This is a genomic window from Azospira sp., assembly GCF_030247495.1.
Lineage (GTDB): Bacteria > Pseudomonadota > Gammaproteobacteria > Burkholderiales > Rhodocyclaceae > Azospira > Azospira oryzae.
This window is the reverse complement of record NZ_JAOTRW010000004.1, coordinates 327,445-346,402: the sequence shown is the minus strand read 5'-3', so window position 1 is coordinate 346,402 and position 18,958 is coordinate 327,445. Positions and strand designations below refer to the sequence as shown.

The window sequence follows — 18,958 nt, the reverse complement described above, 5'->3', positions numbered from 1 at the left end:
AGTGCCGCGATAGGGATGTGTTGTGACAAAAAACGTCAGTTTTTTGCGGCGTAGCCCCGGTGAAATCAAGGAAAAGCAAGCTGGCATCCTACTTGCTCATACTTGATTGAGGAGTTCCGGATATTCAGAGACTCCCATATATCCTTCTTCCAATAGGAGATTGTCATGAACAAGGTTCAGCAAGGTTTCACCCTGATCGAACTGATGGTGGTGGTTGCTATCATCGGTATCCTGGCCGCAGTTGCTCTGCCGGCTTACTCCGACTACCAGGCCAAGGGTAAGATCGCCGCCGGTCTGGCAGAAATTTCTGCCGTCCGTACCGCCTATGAAATGATCGCCAACGATGGCGGCACCCCGACCGAAGCTACCATCGGGCTTGACACTGCCAAGAGCGGCCACTGTACCTACACCGTGGACAACACCGGCATCTCCTGCGCCCTGAAGAATGCCCCGACCAAGGTCAATGGTCTGGCTATCAAGCTGGCCCGGGCTGCCGGTGGTGCCTGGTCCTGCGACGCCAGCGCCCTGCCCACTGACATGAAGCCGAAGGGTTGCAGCTAATCCCAGGTTTTGTGATGAAAAGGCCCGCTTCGGCGGGCTTTTTTTATGGGTGGCGGCGTGTATCAGAGCACGCTGTCGCTTCTTGCCTAACTAAGCGAATTTCAACTGCCGCTAGCCAAAATGTCGGGGCCCAGGCAGCAGCGCAACAACGTCTGGGTCTCCCCGGCCCGGACCCGGTTGGAGAACCACCATACGGCGCCCTTTTTGACCGTCCACGGCGCTTCCTGGCCGGAGAGGAGCAGGGCGGCCAGCTGGCCCAGGGTGGGCTGGTGGCCGACGATGAGGATGGTCTGCCGGCTGTCGGGCCAGCCGGCGGCTGAGAGCAGGTCGTAGACGCTGGCATCGGGCGCCAGCTTGCGGCTGGTTTCGTAGGGCAGTTCCAGGGCGTCGGCGGTTTGCTGGGTGCGCACCGCCGGGCTGACCAGGATGCGGGTGTGCTTGGGCAGGCGGGGCTTGAGCCAGGCAGCCATCTGCCGGGCCTGCTTGGCGCCGCGGACGGTGAGGCGGCGGGCCAGGTCGTCGCTGCCGACCTCGGCTTCGGCGTGGCGCCAGAGGATCAGGTCCATGGCGGTCTCCGGGGACAAAGGCGCCATCCTAGCCGCTCCGCTTTGCAGTCTTGTTGCGCTTGCCGGGGGATTTTTCCCAGGGCGCCGTCTGGGCCAGGAAATCCTCGAGGAAAGCCGGCAGTTCTTCCAGCAGCAGGTCGCTGCGGCCGCCGAGCCAGCCCATGACCAGACCGGGCCGGGCCGGCAGGGTGGGAGCCAGCAGCTCCCGGGCGGTGGCCAGGTCGTTGAGGCGCCCCAGGTGTTCCTGCAGGCGGGCCAGGGATTGGGTGTAGGGGGCGCCGTTGCCGCCGGCGGGAGCGAGGAACTCGATGGCGTAACGCAGCTTCTTGAAGGCGATGCGCAGGCGGTGGCGGCCGGCGTGGTCCAGCTCCGCCAGGTTGCGGGCCAGACGGCTGGCCTGGCGGGCGCGGCGGTCGAGGCGGCGGGCGGCGAAGTCGGTCAGGGGGCGCTGGCCGGCCGGCTCTTCCCCGAGGGCGAAGAGGTCGGCACTGAATTCCAGGAGCAGGCGGGAGTAGGCCGGCGAGCCCAGCAGGCGGCGCACGGCGAGGTGGGCGGCCTGGGAGCGGCTATTGGCGTGCCGTTCCAGGCGGGTCAGCTCGGCAACGCCGGGGAATGCGGCGTTCAGGGGAGGCAGGGTTTCGCTGAGGAACACGTCCCAGTTGCGGGCTTCTCCCAGGCCCCGGCCCAGGTCGCGCCAGGGGCCGGTCCAGCGTTGCCGGAAGGCTTGCGGCAGGACCGGGGCGAACAGCTTGAGCAGGGAACGCAGGCGGCGGATGGCGACCCGCACCTGGTGCACGTATTCCGGGCTGTCGCCGCGCTGGGCGCCGGCCTCGTTGGCCTGCAGGTGCTGCAGGCAGTCCAGGGCGGCGCTGCGGCAGGCGGCCAGGGGCGTCAGGTTCGTGTCCAGGGGCGCCGGACGGGCCTTCTGGGGCGGGCTGCGGCGGCCGGTGAACAGGGCGTAGCCCCGCTCCGCCTTGCTCGCCGCCACCGGGTGCAGGGCCTGGCGTTCGCCAAGGGCGGTGGACAGTTCCCGGGCCAGGGCGAAGAGGGCGGTCTCGGGGCCGGCCAGGAGCTCCAGTTCCAGTTCCCCCAGGGGCTCCCGCTGACCCTTGCTCTGGATGGTGCCCCGGTCCAGGGCGATCTCGATGCGGGTGCCGGGTGCCGGTTCGACGATCCAGGCGAGGCGGGTGAAGTCGGTGGTGAAGGCGGCTTCCAGGCGGGGCGTGCGCTTTTCCAGCCAGCGCCGCAGGTCCCCATCGTCCACGTGGGAAAAATCGAACTGGCCGGGTGCCACCTTGGCTTCCCACTCATTGCGCCGGGCCAGGCCGCCGCTGGCCGGGTTGGCGGTCTTCACCGTCAGCAGCCAGTCCCAGCCCTTGCGCCGGTGACGCAGGGCCATGCGCTGGCCGAGCAGTTCCAGGTCGGGGGTGTCGTAATAGGTGTTGAGCAGCCGCTGGCGCAGGGGGGCGCTGCCGGCCAGGAGCGGATGCCGCAGGAGGCGGGCGGCGCCGCCGGGGGGCAGGCGCAGCTTGAGTTCGGTTTCGAGGGCCATGGCGGGGATTCTACACCCGGCGATTTATCCCAATATGACAGCGGCCCCTTCGCCGCCGGGCCTGCCGCAGAAAACAAAAAAGCCCCGGCAGAGGGGCTTTTTCGCGGACTGCGGGCGCCGCGCCGGCGGCCCCGGAATGCCTAGAGGTCGAAGGTGCGCAGCTTTTCCACGTCGGGGATGTGGATCTTGCGGCCTTCCACCTTGATCAGGCCCCGCTCGGACAGTTCATGCAGGATGCGGGAGAAGTGTTCCTGGGTCAGGTTGAGGCGGGAGGCGATGATGCCCTTGTTGGTGGGCAGGTTCACCGTGGTTTCCTTGGGCAGGTGTTCCTCGTCCGGCAGGTCCCGCAGCAGGTAGCCGATGATGCGCTGGCGGCCGGAGTGCAGGGAATAGGATTCCACGTCGGTGATGATCTGGTGCAGGCGCATGGAGAGGCCGGCGATCATCTTGCGGCCCAGCTTGGGGTCCCGTTCCAGTTCCTCGAACAGCACGGCCTTGGAGATGTGCAGCAGCTGGGAGTCGGTGAGGGCCTGGGCGTAGACGATGTAGGGCTTGTCCATGAACATCAGGGCTTCGCCGAAGGTCTGGCCCTGGCCGAGGATTTCCACCACCTTCTCGCCGCCCTGGGCGGAGGTGAAGGCCAGCTTGACCTGGCCGTAGACCACCAGGTGCAGGCCCTGGCAGGGATCGCCCTTGTGGAACAGGATGTCGCCGCGGGCCGCGTGGATTTCCCGGGTACCGCGGGCAATGCGGGCGATTTCGTCCGGGGCCAGGCCATTGAACATGGGCACATAGGACAGCAAGGCGTCGATGTTCAGATTGCTGGTGGTCACGAACGGCACTCCTCGAATGGAAAAATGGGCTCCATGGTCGCATTAGAGGCCCACGCTGACAAGCCCGGGAAGTCCCCGTCATTTATGGGGATTAGCCGCTGCCGGCGCCCGATACGGCGGCGGTCCCCATTCCCGGCAGGGGACGGGCCGGGGACGGCTATAATCGGCCCATCATTGCGCCCCGTCGACAGCCCGGAATCCCGACTCCCCCCACTGCCATGTCCAAGCCCGATCTCTCCCGCCTCAGCCTCAAACGGGGGCCTGCCGCCCCGGCCGCGCCCCGCTCCCGCCGCCGCACCTGGCTCATCGGCGCCACTGTCCTCGTGCTGGGCGGCCTGCTGCTGGCCTCCCTCTCCCGGCGCGAGACCGAGGTGGAGACGGTCTCCGTCACCACCGCCTATCCCTACCAGGGCGTCACCCTGCTCAATGCGGCCGGCTACGTGGTGGCCAGCCGCAAGGCCTCCGTCGCCTCCAAGGCCACCGGCCGCCTGGAATGGCTGGGGGTGCTGGAAGGCAGCCGGGTCAAGGCCGGCGAGGTGCTGGCCCGGCTGGAGAACAAGGACGTGCAGGCCCAGGCCGACCAGGCCGGCGCCGGCGTGCTGTCGGCCCAGGCCGAACTGAAGGACGCCCGGGCCGCCCTGGAGCGGGCGAAGGACCTGGCCCAGAAGAAGTTCGTCTCCGGTTCCTCCCTGGATACGGCCCAGGCCCGCTTCGACAAGGCCGCCGCCGCCGTGGCGGTGGCCCAGGCCAATCTGCGGGCGGCCCAGGTGGGGGTGGAGCAGACCCTCATCCGCGCCCCCTTCGACGGCGTGGTGCTGACCAAGACCGCCAACATCGGCGACGTCATCACTCCCTTCTCCTCGGCCCTGGAAAGCAAGGGCGCGGTGGTGACCATGGCCGACATGGAGAGCCTGGAGGTGGAAGCCGACGTGGCCGAATCCAACCTGGCCAGGATCAAGGTGGGCCAGCCCTGCGAAATCCAGCTCGACGCCTTTCCCGAGTTGCGCTTCCGCGGCGAGGTGAGCCGCCTGGTGCCGACGGTGGACCGCTCCAAGGCCACGGTCATGACCAAGGTGCGCTTCGTGGACCGGGACGAGCGCATCCTGCCGGAAATGAGCGCCAAGGTGGCCTTCCTGGAAAAGCCCATGGGCGACGGTGAGCGCCAGCCCCTGGTGGCGGTGCACAAGGATGCCCTGGCGGCCGACGGCAAGTCCCTGTTCCTTATCGAGGATGGCAAGGCGAAGCGGGTGGCGGTGACGGTGGGGCGCCAGATCAACGATCTGCTGGAAGTGAGCGCTAACCCGGCGTTGCAGCCGGGAGCCAAAGTGGTGGCCCGTCCCGGCGAGCGCCTGGGGGACGGGGACCGGGTCAAGGTGGTGAGCAAGTGAGCGGCGCGGTGGACGGAAGCGCCGCCGCGGGCAGCGTGCTGAACGCTGTCGGCCATCAAGCCGGACTGGGTGCCGGGACAGGTGACACTGGCAGCGGCACCCCCGCGGCGCCCCTGATCGTCCTCGACAACCTTTCCAAGAGCTACCGCCGGGGCCAGCAGGTGGTGCCGGTGCTGGAGCGTATCAGCTTCGGCATCGCCGCCGGCGAATTCCTGGCCCTGATGGGGCCGTCCGGTTCCGGCAAGAGCACCCTGCTCAACCTCATCGCCGGCATCGACCGGCCCGACTCCGGCACCCTCAGCGTCGCCGGCCAGGACATCGCCGCCCTGGAAGAGGCCGAGCTGGCGGCCTGGCGGGCGGAAAACGTGGGCTTCATCTTCCAGTTCTACAACCTGATGCCGGTGCTGACCGCCCTGGAAAACGTGGAACTGCCCCTGCTGCTGAAAAACCTCGGCAAAGCCGAGCGGCGGGAGCGGGCCGAACTGGCCCTTTCCATGGTGGGCCTGGCGGACCGCATGGACCACACACCCAACGAGCTTTCCGGCGGCCAGCAGCAGCGGGTGGCCATCGCCCGGGCCCTCATCACCGACCCCACCCTGATCGTGGCCGACGAACCCACCGGCGACCTGGACCGGGAGTCAGCCGGCGACATCCTGCACCTCCTGCAGCGCCTCAACGACGAGCTGGGCAAAACCATCGTCATGGTCACCCACGACCAGCGGGCGGCGGAATCGGCCCACGCCATCATGCATCTGGAAAAGGGCGAACTCTCCGCCCGCCAGGAAATCCGTCCGCGCTGATCCCAGCACCGGGGCCTGCCCCGGGAGCCAATGAAAACGGGCCTGTCCGGCATGCCATGCCGCACAGGCCCGTCCTTATTGGGTGTCAGGCCGGCCGTCTTGGACGTTTACGAAACTTCCCCCGCGGCGCCGGCCTTCAGCTTGCGGTACAGGGTATTGCGGCTGATGCCCAGGCGCCGGGCCGCTTCCGACAGATTGCCCCGGGCCGCGGCCACGGCCCGCTGGATGGCCAGGCGGGAGACTTCCTGCAGCCGGTCCGGCGCCGGCTCCGCCATCGTCGCGGCGGCGTCGGCGGCAAGGGGGCGCTGCTGCAGTTCCTCCGCCAGGTCGTCCGGCAGGTGGGGCCAGTCGATGCATTCCTCGTCTGCCTCGAGCAGGGCGGTGGCGGTGCGCAGGGCGTTGGCCAGCTGGCGCAGGTTGCCCGGCCAGGCGTAGTCGGCGAAGGCCCTGGCCACCGCCGGAGTCAGGGCCAGGCTCCGCCCGGGGGCCATTTCCGCCAGCAGCCGCGCCACCAGGGCGGAAAAGTCGCTGCGCTCGCGCAGGGCCGGCAGGGTCAGGGTGAGACCGTTTAGGCGGTAATACAGGTCGGCGCGGAAGCGGCCCGCTTCCACCTCCTGGCGCAGGGGCCGGTGGGTGGCGCAGACCAGGGCGAAATCCACCGCCACCGGCCTGCCGCTGCCCAGGGGCGTCACCTGGCGTTCCTGCAGCACCCGCAGCAGACGGCTCTGCAGGTTGAGGGGCATGTCGCCGATCTCGTCCAGGAACAGGGTGCCGCCGTGGGCTTCGCGCAGGCGGCCGGGGCTGCCTTCCTTGCGGGCGCCGCTGAAGGCGCCGGGGGCGTAGCCGAAGAGTTCGGCCTCGATCAGGTTTTCCGGCAGGGCGGCGCAGTTCACCGCGACGAAGGGGCCTTTCCGGTGGGGGCTGCTGCGGTGGATGGCCTGGGCCAGCAGTTCCTTGCCGACCCCGGATTCGCCGTGGAGCAGGAGGGGAATGGGTTTGCCTGCCACCTTGCGGGCCTTGTCCAGAGCCGCTTTCAGCCGGGCATCGCCCGTATCCAGCGCGGCCAGGGCGTCCTGGGGCGGGGTGCTCGCCGCGGCAGTGCCGACGGGGATGGGCGCCTTGCCGGCGTGGATCTGCAGGAACAGCCTGCCGCCGCGCCGGGTGTTCACCAGCAGGGCCTGCTGGCCCTGGCGCCGGCCCCAGTCGAGCAGGTCCTCGCTGCGGCTGTCCAGCACCCGCTCCAGGGGCGTCGCCCCCAGGTCTGCCGGCTGCAGGCCGAGCATGGCCAGGGCGGCCCGGTTGGCGCCGACGATCCAGCCGTCTTCCGAGAGGGCCAGCACCCCTTCGGCCACGGTGCCGATGCCTTCGGCCCGGGGATGCAGGTGCAGGCGGATGTGGCGGCGGTGGCGGGAGAGCAGCAGCCGGTTTTCGATCATCTGGGCGGCGGTGCGCACCAGGCCCTGGGTGTGGGGGTGGTGGCTGCGGTGGTCGCCGGAGATGTCCAGGGCGCCGAGGAGCTTGCCGGACGGATCGAGGATGGGGGCGGCGGCGCAGGTGAGGAAGGTGTTGCGTTCGAGGAAGTGCTCGGCGCCGTGGATTTCCACCGCGGCGCCTTCGGCCAGGGCGGTGCCGATGGCGTTGGTGCCCCGGTGCTGCTCGTGCCAGGAGGCGCCGGGGGCCAGGGCCACCCGCTCGGCCTTGCCGAGGAAGTCCGGGTCCCCCAGGGCATGCACCAGCAGGCCCCGGTTGTCGGCCAGCACCACCATGCTGTGGGAGGCCTGGACCTGGGCGTAGAGGTATTCCATGACCGGCTCGGCGTGGGCGACGAATTCCTGGTGGCGCTCCAGGGCCTGGCGCAGGTGCTGTTCGGAGAGGCGCGGCGTTTCCGGGTTGCGCCCCACCGGCTCCAGGCCGGCGCCGCGGCTGCGGTGCCAGGAGCGCAGCAGGCGCTCGTCCACCAGGCCGGGGGGAAGCTCGCCCTGCTCGAGAAACAGGCGTCGGGCCTGGCGCAGCAAGGGAGCGCCAGCCCGCGGGTGCGGATGGTTCATCAATGTCTCCTTCGCTCCGGCCTCTGACGGGTCGGATGGTGTGGTCCGGCGAGTATAGCCCTCTGTTTCCCCGGTGCAATGCTTTCCCCGGAAGTGTCCGGCCGGGTGTGTCATTTTGGTACAGCTGTGCCGGGACGGGACGTGCCACGGGGCGGCGACCGCCGCCGGCGGCAGAGGGCGGTGCCATAGGAATCAATGGCTTGGGCTTGGGTGGCGGCGTTGGCACGGCCCTTGATAAGGAGAAGCCGGGCTCCCTTTATGGAGCCTTGTTCGATCCCCATAAAAACGGAAGGAGACACCATGCTTTACGCGACCCCCGGCAGCGCCGGCGCCAAACACCAGTACAAGGCCCGCTACGACAACTTCATCGGCGGCAAGTGGGTGGCCCCGGTCAAGGGCCAGTACTTCGACGTCATCACCCCCATCACCGGCAAGCCCTACACCCAGGCCGCCCAATCCGGCGCCGAGGACATCGAGCTGGCCCTGGACGCCGCCCACGCCGCCGCCGACAAGTGGGGCAAGACCTCCGCCACCGAACGCTCCAACATCCTGCTGAAGATCGCCGACCGCATCGAGGCCAACCTGGAAATGCTGGCCTACGTGGAGACGGTGGATAACGGCAAGGCCATCCGCGAAACCCTCAACGCCGACATTCCCCTGGCCGCCGACCACTTCCGCTACTTCGCCGGCTGTCTGCGTTCCCAGGAAGGCTCCATCAGCGAGATCGACGAGAACACCATCGCCTACCACTTCCACGAACCCCTCGGCGTGGTGGGCCAGATCATCCCGTGGAACTTCCCCATCCTGATGGCCGCCTGGAAGCTGGCCCCGGCCCTGGGCGCCGGCAACTGCGTGGTCTTGAAGCCCGCCGAATCCACCCCCATCAGCATCCTGGTGCTGGCCGAGCTGATCGCCGACCTGCTGCCCCCGGGCGTACTCAACATCGTCAACGGCTACGGCCGCGATGCCGGCATGGCCCTGGCTTCCAGCAAGCGCATCGCCAAGATCGCCTTCACCGGCTCCACCGCCACCGGCCGGGTCATCGCCCAGGCCGCCGCCAACAGCCTCATTCCCGCCACCCTGGAACTGGGCGGCAAGTCCCCCAACATCTTCTTCGCCGACGTGGCCGCCGCCGACGACGACTTCTTCGACAAGGCCATCGAAGGCCTGGTGCTGTTCGCCTTCAACCAGGGCGAAGTGTGCACCTGCCCCAGCCGGGCCCTGATCCACGAATCCATCTACGACCACTTCATGGAACGGGTGCTGGCCCGGGTCAAGGCCATCAAGCAGGGCAGTCCCCTGGACACCGACTCCATGATGGGCGCTCAGGCCTCCCAGATGCAGATGGACAAGATCATGTCCTACCTGGCCATCGGCAAGGAAGAGGGCGCCCAATGCCTGGTGGGCGGCGATCGGGCCCGCCTCGGCGGCGAACTGGCCGAGGGCTATTACATCCAGCCGACCCTGTTCAAGGGCCACAACAAGATGCGCATCTTCCAGGAGGAAATCTTCGGCCCGGTGCTGGCCGTGACCACCTTCAAGACCGAAGCCGAAGCCCTGGAAATCGCCAACGACACCCCCTACGGCCTTGGCGCCGGGGTGTGGAGCCGGGATGGCAACACCGCCTACCGCATGGGCCGCGGCATCAAGGCCGGCCGGGTGTGGACCAACTGCTACCACGCCTACCCGGCCCACGCCACCTTCGGCGGCTACAAGGAATCGGGCATTGGCCGCGAGACCCACAAGATGATGCTGGACCACTACCAGCAGACCAAGAACCTGCTGGTGAGCTACAGCCCCAAGGCGTTGGGCTTCTTCTAAAACGTCTCCTCCCTTGGCAGGGGCGCGGCCGGTGCGGGCTGCGCCCCTTTTTTTATGGTGCGGCCGGGCGAACTTTCCCGCCGGGCACCGTTCTACTCAGGCATGTCCGCCCCTACCGCCCCCGCCTTCACCTTCCCCTTCGATAACAGCTACGCCCGGGACCTGCCCGGCTTCGCCGTGCCCTGGCAGCCTGCCACCGTTCCGGCCCCCCGGCTGCTGCACTTCAACCCCGGCCTGGCCCGGGAACTGGGCCTGCCCCTGGCGGAGGCCACGCCGGATCAGCTGGCCGCCCTGTTCTCCGGCAACGCCCTGCCGGAGGGCGCCAGCCCCATCGCCCAGGCCTACGCCGGCCACCAGTTCGGCCAGTTCTCGCCCCAGCTGGGCGATGGCCGGGCCCTTTTGCTGGGGGAGGTGATCGACGGCCAGGGCCGGCGCCGCGACATCGCCTTCAAGGGCTCGGGTCGAACCCCCTTCTCCCGCAGCGGCGACGGCAAGGCCGCCGTGGGCCCCATGCTGCGGGAGGTGCTGACCGGCGAAGCCATGCACGCCCTGGGCATTCCCAGCACCCGGGCCTTGGCCGTGGTGGCCACCGGCGAGCCGGTGCGGCGGCAGCGTCCCCTGCCCGGCGCCGTCCTCACCCGGGTGGCGGACAGCCATCTGCGGGTCGGCACCTTCCAGTTCTTCGCCGCCCACGCCGGCCCGGCCCAGGTGCGGCAACTGGCCGACTACACCATCGCCCGCCATTACCCGGAACTGGTCGGGGCGGAGAATGGGTATCTGGAATTGCTGCGGGCCGTGGCCGAGCGCCAGGCCGCCCTGGTGGCCCGGTGGATGGCGGTGGGCTTCATCCACGGCGTCATGAACACGGACAACATGAGTCTCGCCGGCGAAACCATCGACTACGGCCCCTGCGCCTTCATGGAGGCCTACGACCCGGGGGCCGTGTTCAGCTCCATCGACCGCCAGGGTCGCTATGCCTACGGCCGGCAGCCGGAGATCGCCGCCTGGAACCTGGCCCGCTTCGCCGAGACTCTGTTGCCCCTCATCGATGCCGATATGGAACGGGCCGTGGCGCGGGCCACGGCCATCATCGAAGCCTTCCCCGCCCGCTACCAAGAGCATTGGCTGGCCGCTTTGAAAGCCAAGCTGGGCCTGCCCGATGGCGGGGCTGAGGCCGAGGCCCTGGGCGGCGACTGGCTGGCCCTGCTGCAGGCCCAGTCCGTGGATTTCACCCTGGCCTGGCGTTATCTGGGAGAAGCGGCCGAAGGCCGGGAGGAGCGGCTAAGAACGCTGTTCGCCGATGGCGCCGCCCTCGCCGCCTGGCTGCAACGCTGGCGCCGGCAGTGCACCGCCGCCGACGGGGAGGGGGACAACGCCCGCGTGGCCGGGGCCGCCCGGGCCGCCGCCATGGCCCGGCACAACCCCTGGCTCATTCCCCGCAACCACCAGGTGGAAGCAGCCCTCGATGCCGCCGAGCAGGGCGATCTCGCACCCTTCCACCATTTGCTCGGCGCCCTGGCCGAGCCCTACCGGGAACAGCCCCGCTACGCCGACCTAGCCGAACCGGCACCCCGGGAATTCATGCGGACGTTTCAGACGTTTTGCGGGACGTGATCCCTGGTTTTGGGTTGATGGCTTCTGGTGATGGCGATTCAACTTTTTCTGCCATCACGGTGGGGTCCCAATACTCCCGAATAGACAGCAAAGGCGGTTAAGCATCCCCCGAGCGCCAGGAGCACAGCAGCATCCCAATCCTGTGAGATTTTTCCATGCAGTAGAAATGACCACAGAAAGTCCCGAATATCCTTGCGTCGGACAAAGGAAAACAGCAATAGCGTTATGCCACCGATGGCGCTTAGTGCCCCGAGGTATTCGAGAAGAGCTTTTCTCATAGGAGATCCCTATTGCCCTGGTCGCCCTGGTGATTCTTGATGGCTTGGTCTGTGCGGTGACTGAAACACGATGCAGTAAGCAGCACGGAAGCAATATGCTGAGACTGCAGTCAGGAAAGATGCACCAATTGAGAAGGTGAAAAAGCTGCCGTTGAAGCGTCGAGCACCGAAACCTGCAACGAAGACCATACTGCCCATGAGAATTATGAAGATGGTTGCGGGCACCTCTGTGCCCTTCTTTCGAACGCCTTCAACAGAGCCTTCAACATCGGTGAGAAGAAGCGCGATGAATAAGAAAGGCATGGACATCAACATTAGCGAAGAATGAAGTCTTGGCAATATTTCATAAGACTCATGTAGTCGTGCTATCGAGGGAATGTATTGCCCAAAAGCCTCCCAAGCATAAACCCCAATATTGTTGAGATAGCCTGCAGAGAGCCCACCGGCAATCATCTGCCCATATAAGAACCACGCTAGGACAATCAGCCAGAATCGAATTTGTAGCTTTCGCATATGTTGTGTGGGATGACCAGGTTGCTCAAATAGTTGCCCATATTCTAAGAGCATGTAAGCGGTGGTTGTTGGTGAATGACGATCCAGTTGCATGCCTCCATGCATCGAGCCCTTCCCATAACCTGCCTGGAACTCCGCTCCGCCTATAATGCAACATCTCCCGGAGTTCCCTGTGCTCTTCATCCTCCTCAATCTCGTCCTCCGCAACGCCTTCCGGCACAAGCTGCGCACCTTGCTGACCCTGGTGGGGTTGATGGTGGCGGTGTTGTCTTTCGGGCTGTTGTCCACGGTGGTGGATGCCTGGTACGCCGGGGCGGAAGGGGCGTCCAACGCCCGGCTGGTGACGCGCAATTCCATTTCCCTGGTTTTCCCCCTGCCTCTGACCTACAAGCAGAAGATCCGGCAGATCGACGGGGTCAAGGCCATCACCACGGCCAACTGGTTCGGCGGCATCTACAAGGAGCCGAAGAACTTCTTTCCCCAGTTCGCGGTGGACCCCAACTATCTGGAGCTGTACCCGGAGTACCTGCTCAGCGACGACGAGCGCACCGCCTTCGCCCGGGACCGCAAGGGGGCCGTCGTCGGGCGCAAGCTGGCGGCCCAGTACGGCTTCAAGGTGGGGGATGTGGTGCAGTTGAAGGGCACCATCTTTCCCGGCACCTGGGAGTTCGTCATCCGCGGCATCTACACCGGGCGGGACGCCAAGACGGACGTGGCCCAGATGCTCTTTCACTGGGACTACCTGAATGAGGTGGCCAAGGTGCGCTATCCGCGGCGGCAGAACCAGGTGGGGGTCTATGTGGTGACCATCGACGACCCGGGGCGGGCGGCGGAGCTGTCGCGCCTCATCGATGCCGAGTTCCGCAACAGCGCGGCGGAAACCCTGACGGAGACGGAGAAGGCCTTCCAGCTTTCCTTCGTCTCCATGACCGAGGCCATCGTCGTCGCCATCCGCATCGTTTCCTACGTGGTCATCGCCATCATCCTGGCGGTGATGGCCAACACCATGGCCATGACGGTGCGGGAGCGCACCAGTGAATATGCCACCCTGAAAGCCCTGGGCTTCGGCCCCGGCTTCGTGCAGGGGCTGATCTTCGGCGAGTCGGTGGCCATCGCCGCCATCGGCGGCGGCCTCGGCATCGCCCTGACCTTTCCTGCGGCGGCCGCCTTCGCCCAGGCCATGGGCACCCTGTTCCCCATTTTCTTCGTCTCCGGCACCACGGTGCTGCTGCAGGCTGCCTGTGCCTTGGGGGTGGGCCTCATCGCCGCCTGGTTCCCCAGCCGGCGGGCGGCCCGTATTCCGATCGTCGAAGGGCTGCGCAGCGTCGCTTGATCATGGCCATTCCCCTTTCCTATTCCCTGCGCAACCTGGCGGCACGCAAGCTGACCACGGCCCTCACCGCCGGCGGCATGGCCCTGGTGGTGTTCGTCTTCGCCACGGTGCTGATGCTGGATGCGGGGCTGAAGAAGACCCTGGTGGATACGGGCAGCCCGGACAACGTGGTGGTGACCCGCCGGGCCTCCGGCACCGAGGTGCAGAGCGGCATCGAGCGGGGGCCGGCGGCCATCGTCGAGAGCCTGCCCCAGGTGGCCCTGGGGGCCGGCGGCCTGCGCATGCTGTCGAAGGAGACGGTGGTGCTGATCTCCCTCAACAAGCGGGTGGCCGAGGGGGCGGCGGCCAAACCTTCCAACGTCATTATCCGCGGCCTGTCGCCGGTGGGCCTGCAGCTGCGGCCCCAGGTGCGGCTGGTGGCGGGGCGGCCGTTCCGCCCCGGCTCCAACGAGATCGTCACTGGCCAGGCCATCGCCAGCCGCTTCAACGGCGCCGGCCTGGGCGAAACCATGCGCTTCGGCGCCCGGGACTGGGTGGTGGTGGGGGTCTTCGATGCGGGCGGCAGCGGCTTCGATTCGGAGGTGTGGGGCGATGCGGAGCAGCTGATGCAGGCCTTCCGCCGGCCGGTGTTCTCTTCCCTGATCTTCCGCCTCAACGACCCGGGCGCCTTCGCCGCGGTCAAGGCGGCCATCGAGGACGACCCGCGCCTGACCCTGGAAGCCAAGCGGGAAGCCCAGTTCTACGCCGACCAGTCGGAGGCCCTGTCCAAGTTCATCAGCATCCTGGGCATCACCCTGTCGGTGATTTTTTCCATCGGCGCCATCATCGGTGCCATGATCACCATGTATGCTGCGGTAGCCAACCGCACCGGCGAGATCGGCACCCTGCGGGCCCTGGGCTTCAACCGCCGGGCCATCCTGCTGGCCTTCCTCGCCGAATCCCTGGGCCTGGCGCTGCTGGGCGGGCTGGTGGGGCTGCTGTTGGCCTCCACCATGCAGCTGTTCACCATTTCCACCATGAACTGGCAGTCCTTCGCCGAACTGGCCTTCACCTTTTCCCTCGATGCGGGCATCGTCGTCAAGAGCCTGCTCTTTGCCCTGCTCATGGGCCTGCTGGGCGGCTTCTTGCCTGCCTTCCGGGCCGCCCGCATGAACATCGTCGAGGCCCTGCGCGCCGCCTGAGCGGTCCCCGGCCTTATACTTGATCCAATTCCTTACGGAGAAACACCCATGGCAGCTCCTGCCGATACCGTCAGCATGGCCCTGTTCTGCGACTTCGAGAACATCGCCCTGGGCGTGCGCGACGCCCAATACGAAAAATTCGACATCAAGCCGGTGCTGGAACGCCTGCTGGTCAAAGGCTCCATCGTGGTCAAGAAGGCCTACTGCGACTGGGAGCGCTACAAGACCTTCAAGGCCACCATGCACGAGGCCAATTTCGAACTGATCGAAATCCCCCACGTGCGCCAGTCCGGCAAAAACTCCGCCGACATCCGCCTGGTGGTGGACGCCCTGGACCTCTGCTACACCAAGTCCCATGTGGACACCTTCGTCATCATCTCCGGCGATTCCGACTTCTCGCCCCTGGTCTCCAAGCTGCGGGAAAACGCCAAGCACGTCATCGGCGTCGGCGTGAAACAGTCCACTTCGGACCTGCTTATCGCCAACTGCGACGAATTCATTTTCTACGACGATCTGGTGCGGGACCGGGAAGCCAAGCGGGCCGCCGCCAACCGCAAGGACCCGGCCAAGGAGGCGGCGCCCCGCCGTTCGCCGGAAGACGAGAAGAAGCGCAAGGACGACCAGGATGCCCGCCGCACCAAGGGCATCGAGCTGGCCATGGCCACCTTCGAGGACCTCATGGCCGAGCGCAGCGACACCGAGAAGCTGTGGGCCTCGGTGCTGAAGGAGGCGATCAAGCGCCGCAATCCGGGCTTCAACGAGTCCTACTACGGCTTCCGCGCCTTCGGCAATCTGCTGGAAGAGGCCCAGAACCGGGGCCTGCTGGCCTTCGGCCGGGACGAGAAGTCCGGCGCCTACGTAGCCCGTCCGGGCAATGTGTCGGTGCGGGAAGTGACGCAACCGGAAGAAAGTCCTGCCGAGGCGCAGGCTCCGGCTGCCGAGACGGCGGAAGCGCCGGCCCGGGAAGGACGCGGCGGCAACCGTCGGCGCGGCCGCGGCCGCGACGGCGCCAAGGAAAACGGCGTGAAGGATGGTCCACGGGTCCAGGAAGCAGCGGCCGAGGCCCCCACCCCGGCACCCGCTCCGGTCGTGGTGGAAGCCGCGGCAGCCCCCACGGCAGTCGAAGCGGTTGCCGCCAGCCCGGCTGCGGCCAAGCAGCCGTCCGGCCGCGGCGAGTCCTCCGGCGCCCGCAGCGGCGCCCGTACCCGGGCCCGCAAGACGGCCGCCGCCAAGGAAATTGAAGCCGCCAAGAAGGCGCCGGCCAAGGCCAAGTCTGAACCCAAGGCTGAAGCCAAGGCAGCGCCCCAGGTGGAAGCTGCGCCGGCTGCCGCCGAAACCGCCGCCAAGCCCAAGGCCCGGCGCACCCCGGCCAAGCGGCCGGCGAAGAAGGCCGCCGCCGAGTAAGGAACCATCAAGGGGATGCCCGCACAGGCAGGCGCCATGGGCCTGTCGGGCAGGCCTGCCTGAAGAGGCCCGTCCCTTCTGGGTTTGCGCCGCCCGCTTCCGCCGTGTCTTGGCCGATGCAGGTCAGGGCCAGCCCCAAAAGAAAAAGCCGCGATTGCTCGCGGCTTTTTTACCTTCTTTTACCCGAAGGGCCGGGTAAAAATCCGGTGTCTCAGGCGGCCTGGGCCGGAATCTTGTTGCCGATGCGGGCAATGCGATTCTGGGAATCGACGTAGATCAGCTGGGGTTCGTGCTTGGCCAGTTCCACTTCGGTGTAGGTGGCGAAGGTGGCGATGATCAGGATGTCGCCGGGCGCAGCCTTGCGGGCGGCGGAGCCGTTGACGGAAATGACGCCGGAGCCGCGTTCAGCCAGGATGGCGTAGGTGGTGAAGCGCTCGCCATTGTTCACGTTCCAGATGTCGATCTGTTCGTATTCCTTGATATTGGCCGCGTCCAGCAGGTCCTGGTCGATGGCACAGGAGCCTTCGTAATGCAGCTCCGAGTGGGTGGTGGTCACCCGGTGGAGCTTGGACTTGAGCATGGTTCTCTGCATGGCTTCACCCGTAGGCAAAAGGTAAGGGGAACGGCATTTTAACGGCTCACCGCCGTCTGTCAACGCCCAGTTTTTGAATTAAATCTCAAGATTATCAATGAGTCGCGTAACGCCGAGGCGCGCGGCGGCCAGCACCACCAGGGGTGCATCGGGACTGCCGGGAAGTTGGAGGTCGGCTTGCTGCCGCACCGCAACATAGTCCGCCTTCCAGCCGGCAGCGTCAAGGGCGGCCATGGCGGCCCGCTCCAGGGCCGGGTAGTCCCGGTTGCCGGCGCGGATGGCGTCCCGCAGCCTGTTCAGCTCCCGCGCCAGACGCGGTGCCTCGGCCCGTTCGGCGGGGGTCAGGTAGCCGTTGCGGGAGGACAGGGCCAGGCCGTCCTCGGCCCGCACCGTCTCGCCGCCCAGGATGCGGATGGGCAGGGCCAGCTGGCGCCCCATGTTGCGCAGGACCATCAGCTGCTGGTAGTCCTTCTTGCCGAAGAGGGCGGTCTGGGGCTGGACGATGTTGAACAGCTTCAGCACCACGGTGGCGACGCCGCGGAAGTGGCCGGGGCGGAATTCGCCCTCGAGCCAGTTCTGGATTTCCGGCGGTTCCACCTGGTAGGTCTGGGGCTCCGGGTAGAGGTCGGCTTCGGTGGGGGCGAACAGCACGTCCACGCCGGCGGCTTGCAGCTTGGCGCAATCGGCCTCGAAGGTGCGCGGGTACTTGTCGAAGTCCTCGCCGGGGCCGAACTGCAGGCGATTGACGAAAATGCTGGCGACCACGGTCCGGCCGTGCCGGCGGGCCTGGGTCATGAGGGAAATGTGACCCTCGTGCAGGTTGCCCATGGTGGGCACGAACACCACCTCGGGTTTGCCGGCAAGGGCGGCGCGCAGGTCGTCGACCCGGGAAAAGATCTGCATGGCTGTTTCTCCTGATGGCCGGGCCGTACTTGGCGGCCCGTTGCCGGTGGGGTGACTCAGTAACAGTGTTCGGCGGCGGGGAAGGTACAGTCCTTCACCGCCGCCACGTAGGCGGCGATGGCGGCAGCCACGGAGGGCTGGCCGGTCATGAAGTTGCGCACGAAGCGGGCCTTGCGGCCGGGGGCGATGTCCAGCATGTCCTGCAGCACCAGCACCTGGCCGGAGCACTCCACGCTGGCGCCGATGCCGATGGTGGGGATCTGCAGGAGGGCGGTGACCTCGGCCGCCAGGGCCCGGGGAATGGCCTCTAGGACCACCATGCTGGCGCCGGCGGCCTGGATGGCCAGGGCGTCGGCCTTGAGCTGGGCCGCGCCGGCCTCGTCCTTGCCCTGGACCCGGTAGCCGCCCAGCTGGTGTACCGACTGGGGCGTCAGGCCGATGTGGCCGCATACCGGGATGCCGCGGTGGGTGAGGAAGCGCACCGTCTCGGCCATGTCTTCGCCGCCCTCGATCTTGACCATCTGGGCGCCGGCGGCCATCAGCTGCACGGCGTTGCGGAAGGCCAGTTCCGGGGTTTCCTGGTAGGTGCCGAAGGGCATGTCGGTGATGATCAGGGGGCGGTCGCAGCCCCGGGCCACCATGGCGGTGTGGTAGACCATGTCGGCCAGGGTCACCGGCAGGGTGGAATCGTGGCCCTGCACCACCATGCCGAGGGAATCGCCCACCAGCACGGTATCGACCCCGGCGTTGTCGCAGAGGCGGGCAAAGCTGGCGTCGTAGCAGGTCAGCATGGCGATTTTTTCGCCGGCGGCCTTGAGCTTGGCCATGTCGGTGATGGTCAGGCGGCGGGTCGTGGATTGGCTGGACATGGGTTCATTCTCCCCGGTTGAAGTATTCCCGGTGGCCGCGCATGGCGGCGAGCCGTTCCAGGAGGAGGTGGAAGTCGCGGTCCTGATCGACGAAGTTGAGTCGGTCGGAATTGACGATCATCACCGGCGCGGCATTGTAGCCGTAAAAAAAGCGGCTGTAGCTTTCCGCCAGCTGGGTCAGGTACACGTCGCCGATGCGCCGCTCCATGTCCAGTCCCCGCTTTTTCACCCGGGCGATGAGGTTTTCCGGGCTGGCCTGCAGGTAGATCACCAGGTCCGGCGACACCACCTGGGGCGCCAGGGTGTCGTAGATCTGGCGGTAGAGCTTGTATTCGTCCTCGGCCAGGGTGAGGCGGGCGAAGATCGGGTCCTTCTCGAAGAGGAAGTCGGAGACCACGGTCTGGCGGAAGATGTCCGGCTGGGCCAGGTCCCGCAGCTGGTCCTGGCGCTGGAAGAGGAAGAACAGCTGGGTCTGCAGGGCGTAGCGGCTGCGCTCCTGGTAGAAGCGGGTGAGGAAGGGGTTGAGTTCCGGCTGCTCCAGCAGCAGCTGGCATTCCTTGCTCTGGCCCAGATGCTCGGCCAGGCGCCGGGCCAGGCTGGTCTTGCCGACGCCGATGGGGCCTTCCACCACGATGTTGCGGGCGTGCTCGAGCAGGTTGCGGGCTGGGGTACCGGGCATGGGCGGCGGGCTGGGGTGTGGGT

The 18,958-nt window shown here is 67.1% G+C and carries 17 protein-coding genes; 8 read left to right on the top strand and 9 right to left on the bottom strand.

Translation table 11 applies throughout. The features are described from left to right. The first annotated feature begins 165 nt into the window (after window positions 1-165). Entirely contained in the window at window positions 166-561 is a 396-nt protein-coding gene (locus tag OEL49_RS07540) for a pilin (RefSeq protein ID WP_287874352.1), read from the top strand. A 101-nt stretch (window positions 562-662) separates the two neighbouring features. Here OEL49_RS07540 and sixA read toward each other — a convergent pair whose 3' ends face one another. The 3 genes from sixA to OEL49_RS07525 form a co-directional block, all read right to left on the bottom strand. Next, window positions 663-1,127, bottom strand: coding sequence for a phosphohistidine phosphatase SixA (sixA, locus tag OEL49_RS07535; RefSeq protein ID WP_043797885.1), 465 nt, complete (start codon window positions 1,125-1,127; stop codon window positions 663-665). A 28-nt stretch (window positions 1,128-1,155) separates the two neighbouring features. Beyond that, window positions 1,156-2,679, bottom strand: a complete 1,524-nt coding sequence (locus OEL49_RS07530) for a CYTH and CHAD domain-containing protein (RefSeq protein ID WP_287874351.1) — start codon at window positions 2,677-2,679, stop codon at window positions 1,156-1,158. A gap of 140 nt (window positions 2,680-2,819) precedes the next feature. Beyond that, entirely contained in the window at window positions 2,820-3,512 is a 693-nt protein-coding gene (locus OEL49_RS07525; RefSeq protein ID WP_014236556.1) for a Crp/Fnr family transcriptional regulator, read from the bottom strand. Window positions 3,513-3,730: 218 nt separating this feature from the next. Between OEL49_RS07525 and OEL49_RS07520 the strand changes: the two genes are divergently transcribed. Next, window positions 3,731-4,900, top strand: a complete 1,170-nt coding sequence (locus tag OEL49_RS07520) for an efflux RND transporter periplasmic adaptor subunit (protein WP_287874350.1) — start codon at window positions 3,731-3,733, stop codon at window positions 4,898-4,900. Between the two features lie 35 nt (window positions 4,901-4,935). Then, window positions 4,936-5,700: an ABC transporter ATP-binding protein gene (locus OEL49_RS07515; RefSeq protein ID WP_287874349.1), complete on the top strand. Its 765-nt coding sequence runs from the start codon at window positions 4,936-4,938 to the stop codon at window positions 5,698-5,700. Between the two features lie 107 nt (window positions 5,701-5,807). On the opposite strand, the gene OEL49_RS07510 is transcribed toward OEL49_RS07515, so the two are convergent. Beyond that, on the bottom strand, window positions 5,808-7,748 hold the full coding sequence (locus tag OEL49_RS07510) for a sigma-54-dependent Fis family transcriptional regulator (RefSeq protein WP_287874348.1): 1,941 nt from the start codon (window positions 7,746-7,748) through the stop codon (window positions 5,808-5,810). Between the two features lie 300 nt (window positions 7,749-8,048). On the opposite strand from OEL49_RS07510, the gene adh reads away from it, so the two are divergent. Further along, window positions 8,049-9,569 carry an aldehyde dehydrogenase gene (gene adh, locus OEL49_RS07505; RefSeq protein ID WP_014236560.1) on the top strand — a complete coding sequence of 507 codons (1,521 nt, stop codon included), beginning with the start codon at window positions 8,049-8,051 and terminating at the stop codon, window positions 9,567-9,569. A 102-nt stretch (window positions 9,570-9,671) separates the two neighbouring features. Next, a complete protein-coding gene (locus OEL49_RS07500; RefSeq protein ID WP_014236561.1) occupies window positions 9,672-11,183 on the top strand; it encodes a protein adenylyltransferase SelO in 1,512 nt (503 codons plus the stop codon). Window positions 11,184-11,470: 287 nt separating this feature from the next. Here the strand turns inward: OEL49_RS07500 and OEL49_RS07495 are convergent, their stop codons facing one another. Then, the gene (locus OEL49_RS07495) at window positions 11,471-12,067 is read right to left on the bottom strand and encodes a hypothetical protein (protein ID WP_287874347.1); all 597 of its coding nucleotides are present in this window, start codon (window positions 12,065-12,067) and stop codon (window positions 11,471-11,473) included. Between the two features lie 79 nt (window positions 12,068-12,146). Between OEL49_RS07495 and OEL49_RS07490 the strand changes: the two genes are divergently transcribed. The 3 genes from OEL49_RS07490 to OEL49_RS07480 are packed head-to-tail and all read left to right on the top strand — an operon-like array spanning window position 12,147 to window position 15,892. Next, window positions 12,147-13,307 carry an ABC transporter permease gene (locus OEL49_RS07490; protein WP_014236562.1) on the top strand — a complete coding sequence of 387 codons (1,161 nt, stop codon included), beginning with the start codon at window positions 12,147-12,149 and terminating at the stop codon, window positions 13,305-13,307. Window positions 13,308-13,309: 2 nt separating this feature from the next. Next, window positions 13,310-14,488, top strand: a complete 1,179-nt coding sequence (locus OEL49_RS07485) for an ABC transporter permease (RefSeq protein WP_014236563.1) — start codon at window positions 13,310-13,312, stop codon at window positions 14,486-14,488. A 48-nt stretch (window positions 14,489-14,536) separates the two neighbouring features. After that, the gene (locus OEL49_RS07480) at window positions 14,537-15,892 is read left to right on the top strand and encodes an NYN domain-containing protein (protein WP_287874346.1); all 1,356 of its coding nucleotides are present in this window, start codon (window positions 14,537-14,539) and stop codon (window positions 15,890-15,892) included. A 211-nt stretch (window positions 15,893-16,103) separates the two neighbouring features. Here the strand turns inward: OEL49_RS07480 and panD are convergent, their stop codons facing one another. The 4 genes from panD to OEL49_RS07460 all read right to left on the bottom strand — a co-directional run bounded on the left by panD (window position 16,104) and on the right by OEL49_RS07460 (window position 18,935). Then, window positions 16,104-16,484, bottom strand: coding sequence for an aspartate 1-decarboxylase (panD, locus tag OEL49_RS07475; protein ID WP_014236565.1), 381 nt, complete (start codon window positions 16,482-16,484; stop codon window positions 16,104-16,106). Between the two features lie 78 nt (window positions 16,485-16,562). Next, complete coding sequence (gene panC, locus OEL49_RS07470) at window positions 16,563-17,387, bottom strand: pantoate--beta-alanine ligase (protein ID WP_014236566.1); 825 nt, start codon at window positions 17,385-17,387, stop codon at window positions 16,563-16,565. A 56-nt stretch (window positions 17,388-17,443) separates the two neighbouring features. Next, window positions 17,444-18,256: a 3-methyl-2-oxobutanoate hydroxymethyltransferase gene (panB, locus tag OEL49_RS07465; RefSeq protein WP_014236567.1), complete on the bottom strand. Its 813-nt coding sequence runs from the start codon at window positions 18,254-18,256 to the stop codon at window positions 17,444-17,446. A 4-nt stretch (window positions 18,257-18,260) separates the two neighbouring features. Next, window positions 18,261-18,935: a deoxynucleoside kinase gene (locus OEL49_RS07460; RefSeq protein WP_014236568.1), complete on the bottom strand. Its 675-nt coding sequence runs from the start codon at window positions 18,933-18,935 to the stop codon at window positions 18,261-18,263. Between the last annotated feature and the right edge of the window lie 23 nt (window positions 18,936-18,958).

What these genes read in the sequence shown, in the direction of transcription:
- OEL49_RS07480 (WP_287874346.1), top strand. Translation starts at nt 14,537, where the DNA reads ATGGCAGCTCCTGCCGATACCGTCAGCATGGCCCTGTTCTGCGACTTC.
- panD (WP_014236565.1), bottom strand. Translation starts at nt 16,484, where the DNA reads ATGCAGAGAACCATGCTCAAGTCCAAGCTCCACCGGGTGACCACCACC.
- OEL49_RS07495 (WP_287874347.1), bottom strand. Translation starts at nt 12,067, where the DNA reads ATGCAACTGGATCGTCATTCACCAACAACCACCGCTTACATGCTCTTA.
- OEL49_RS07500 (WP_014236561.1), top strand. Translation starts at nt 9,672, where the DNA reads ATGTCCGCCCCTACCGCCCCCGCCTTCACCTTCCCCTTCGATAACAGC.
- OEL49_RS07520 (WP_287874350.1), top strand. Translation starts at nt 3,731, where the DNA reads ATGTCCAAGCCCGATCTCTCCCGCCTCAGCCTCAAACGGGGGCCTGCC.
- OEL49_RS07540 (WP_287874352.1), top strand. Translation starts at nt 166, where the DNA reads ATGAACAAGGTTCAGCAAGGTTTCACCCTGATCGAACTGATGGTGGTG.
- OEL49_RS07460 (WP_014236568.1), bottom strand. Translation starts at nt 18,935, where the DNA reads ATGCCCGGTACCCCAGCCCGCAACCTGCTCGAGCACGCCCGCAACATC.
- sixA (WP_043797885.1), bottom strand. Translation starts at nt 1,127, where the DNA reads ATGGACCTGATCCTCTGGCGCCACGCCGAAGCCGAGGTCGGCAGCGAC.
- OEL49_RS07510 (WP_287874348.1), bottom strand. Translation starts at nt 7,748, where the DNA reads ATGAACCATCCGCACCCGCGGGCTGGCGCTCCCTTGCTGCGCCAGGCC.
- OEL49_RS07530 (WP_287874351.1), bottom strand. Translation starts at nt 2,679, where the DNA reads ATGGCCCTCGAAACCGAACTCAAGCTGCGCCTGCCCCCCGGCGGCGCC.
- panB (WP_014236567.1), bottom strand. Translation starts at nt 18,256, where the DNA reads ATGTCCAGCCAATCCACGACCCGCCGCCTGACCATCACCGACATGGCC.
- panC (WP_014236566.1), bottom strand. Translation starts at nt 17,387, where the DNA reads ATGCAGATCTTTTCCCGGGTCGACGACCTGCGCGCCGCCCTTGCCGGC.
- OEL49_RS07485 (WP_014236563.1), top strand. Translation starts at nt 13,310, where the DNA reads ATGGCCATTCCCCTTTCCTATTCCCTGCGCAACCTGGCGGCACGCAAG.
- adh (WP_014236560.1), top strand. Translation starts at nt 8,049, where the DNA reads ATGCTTTACGCGACCCCCGGCAGCGCCGGCGCCAAACACCAGTACAAG.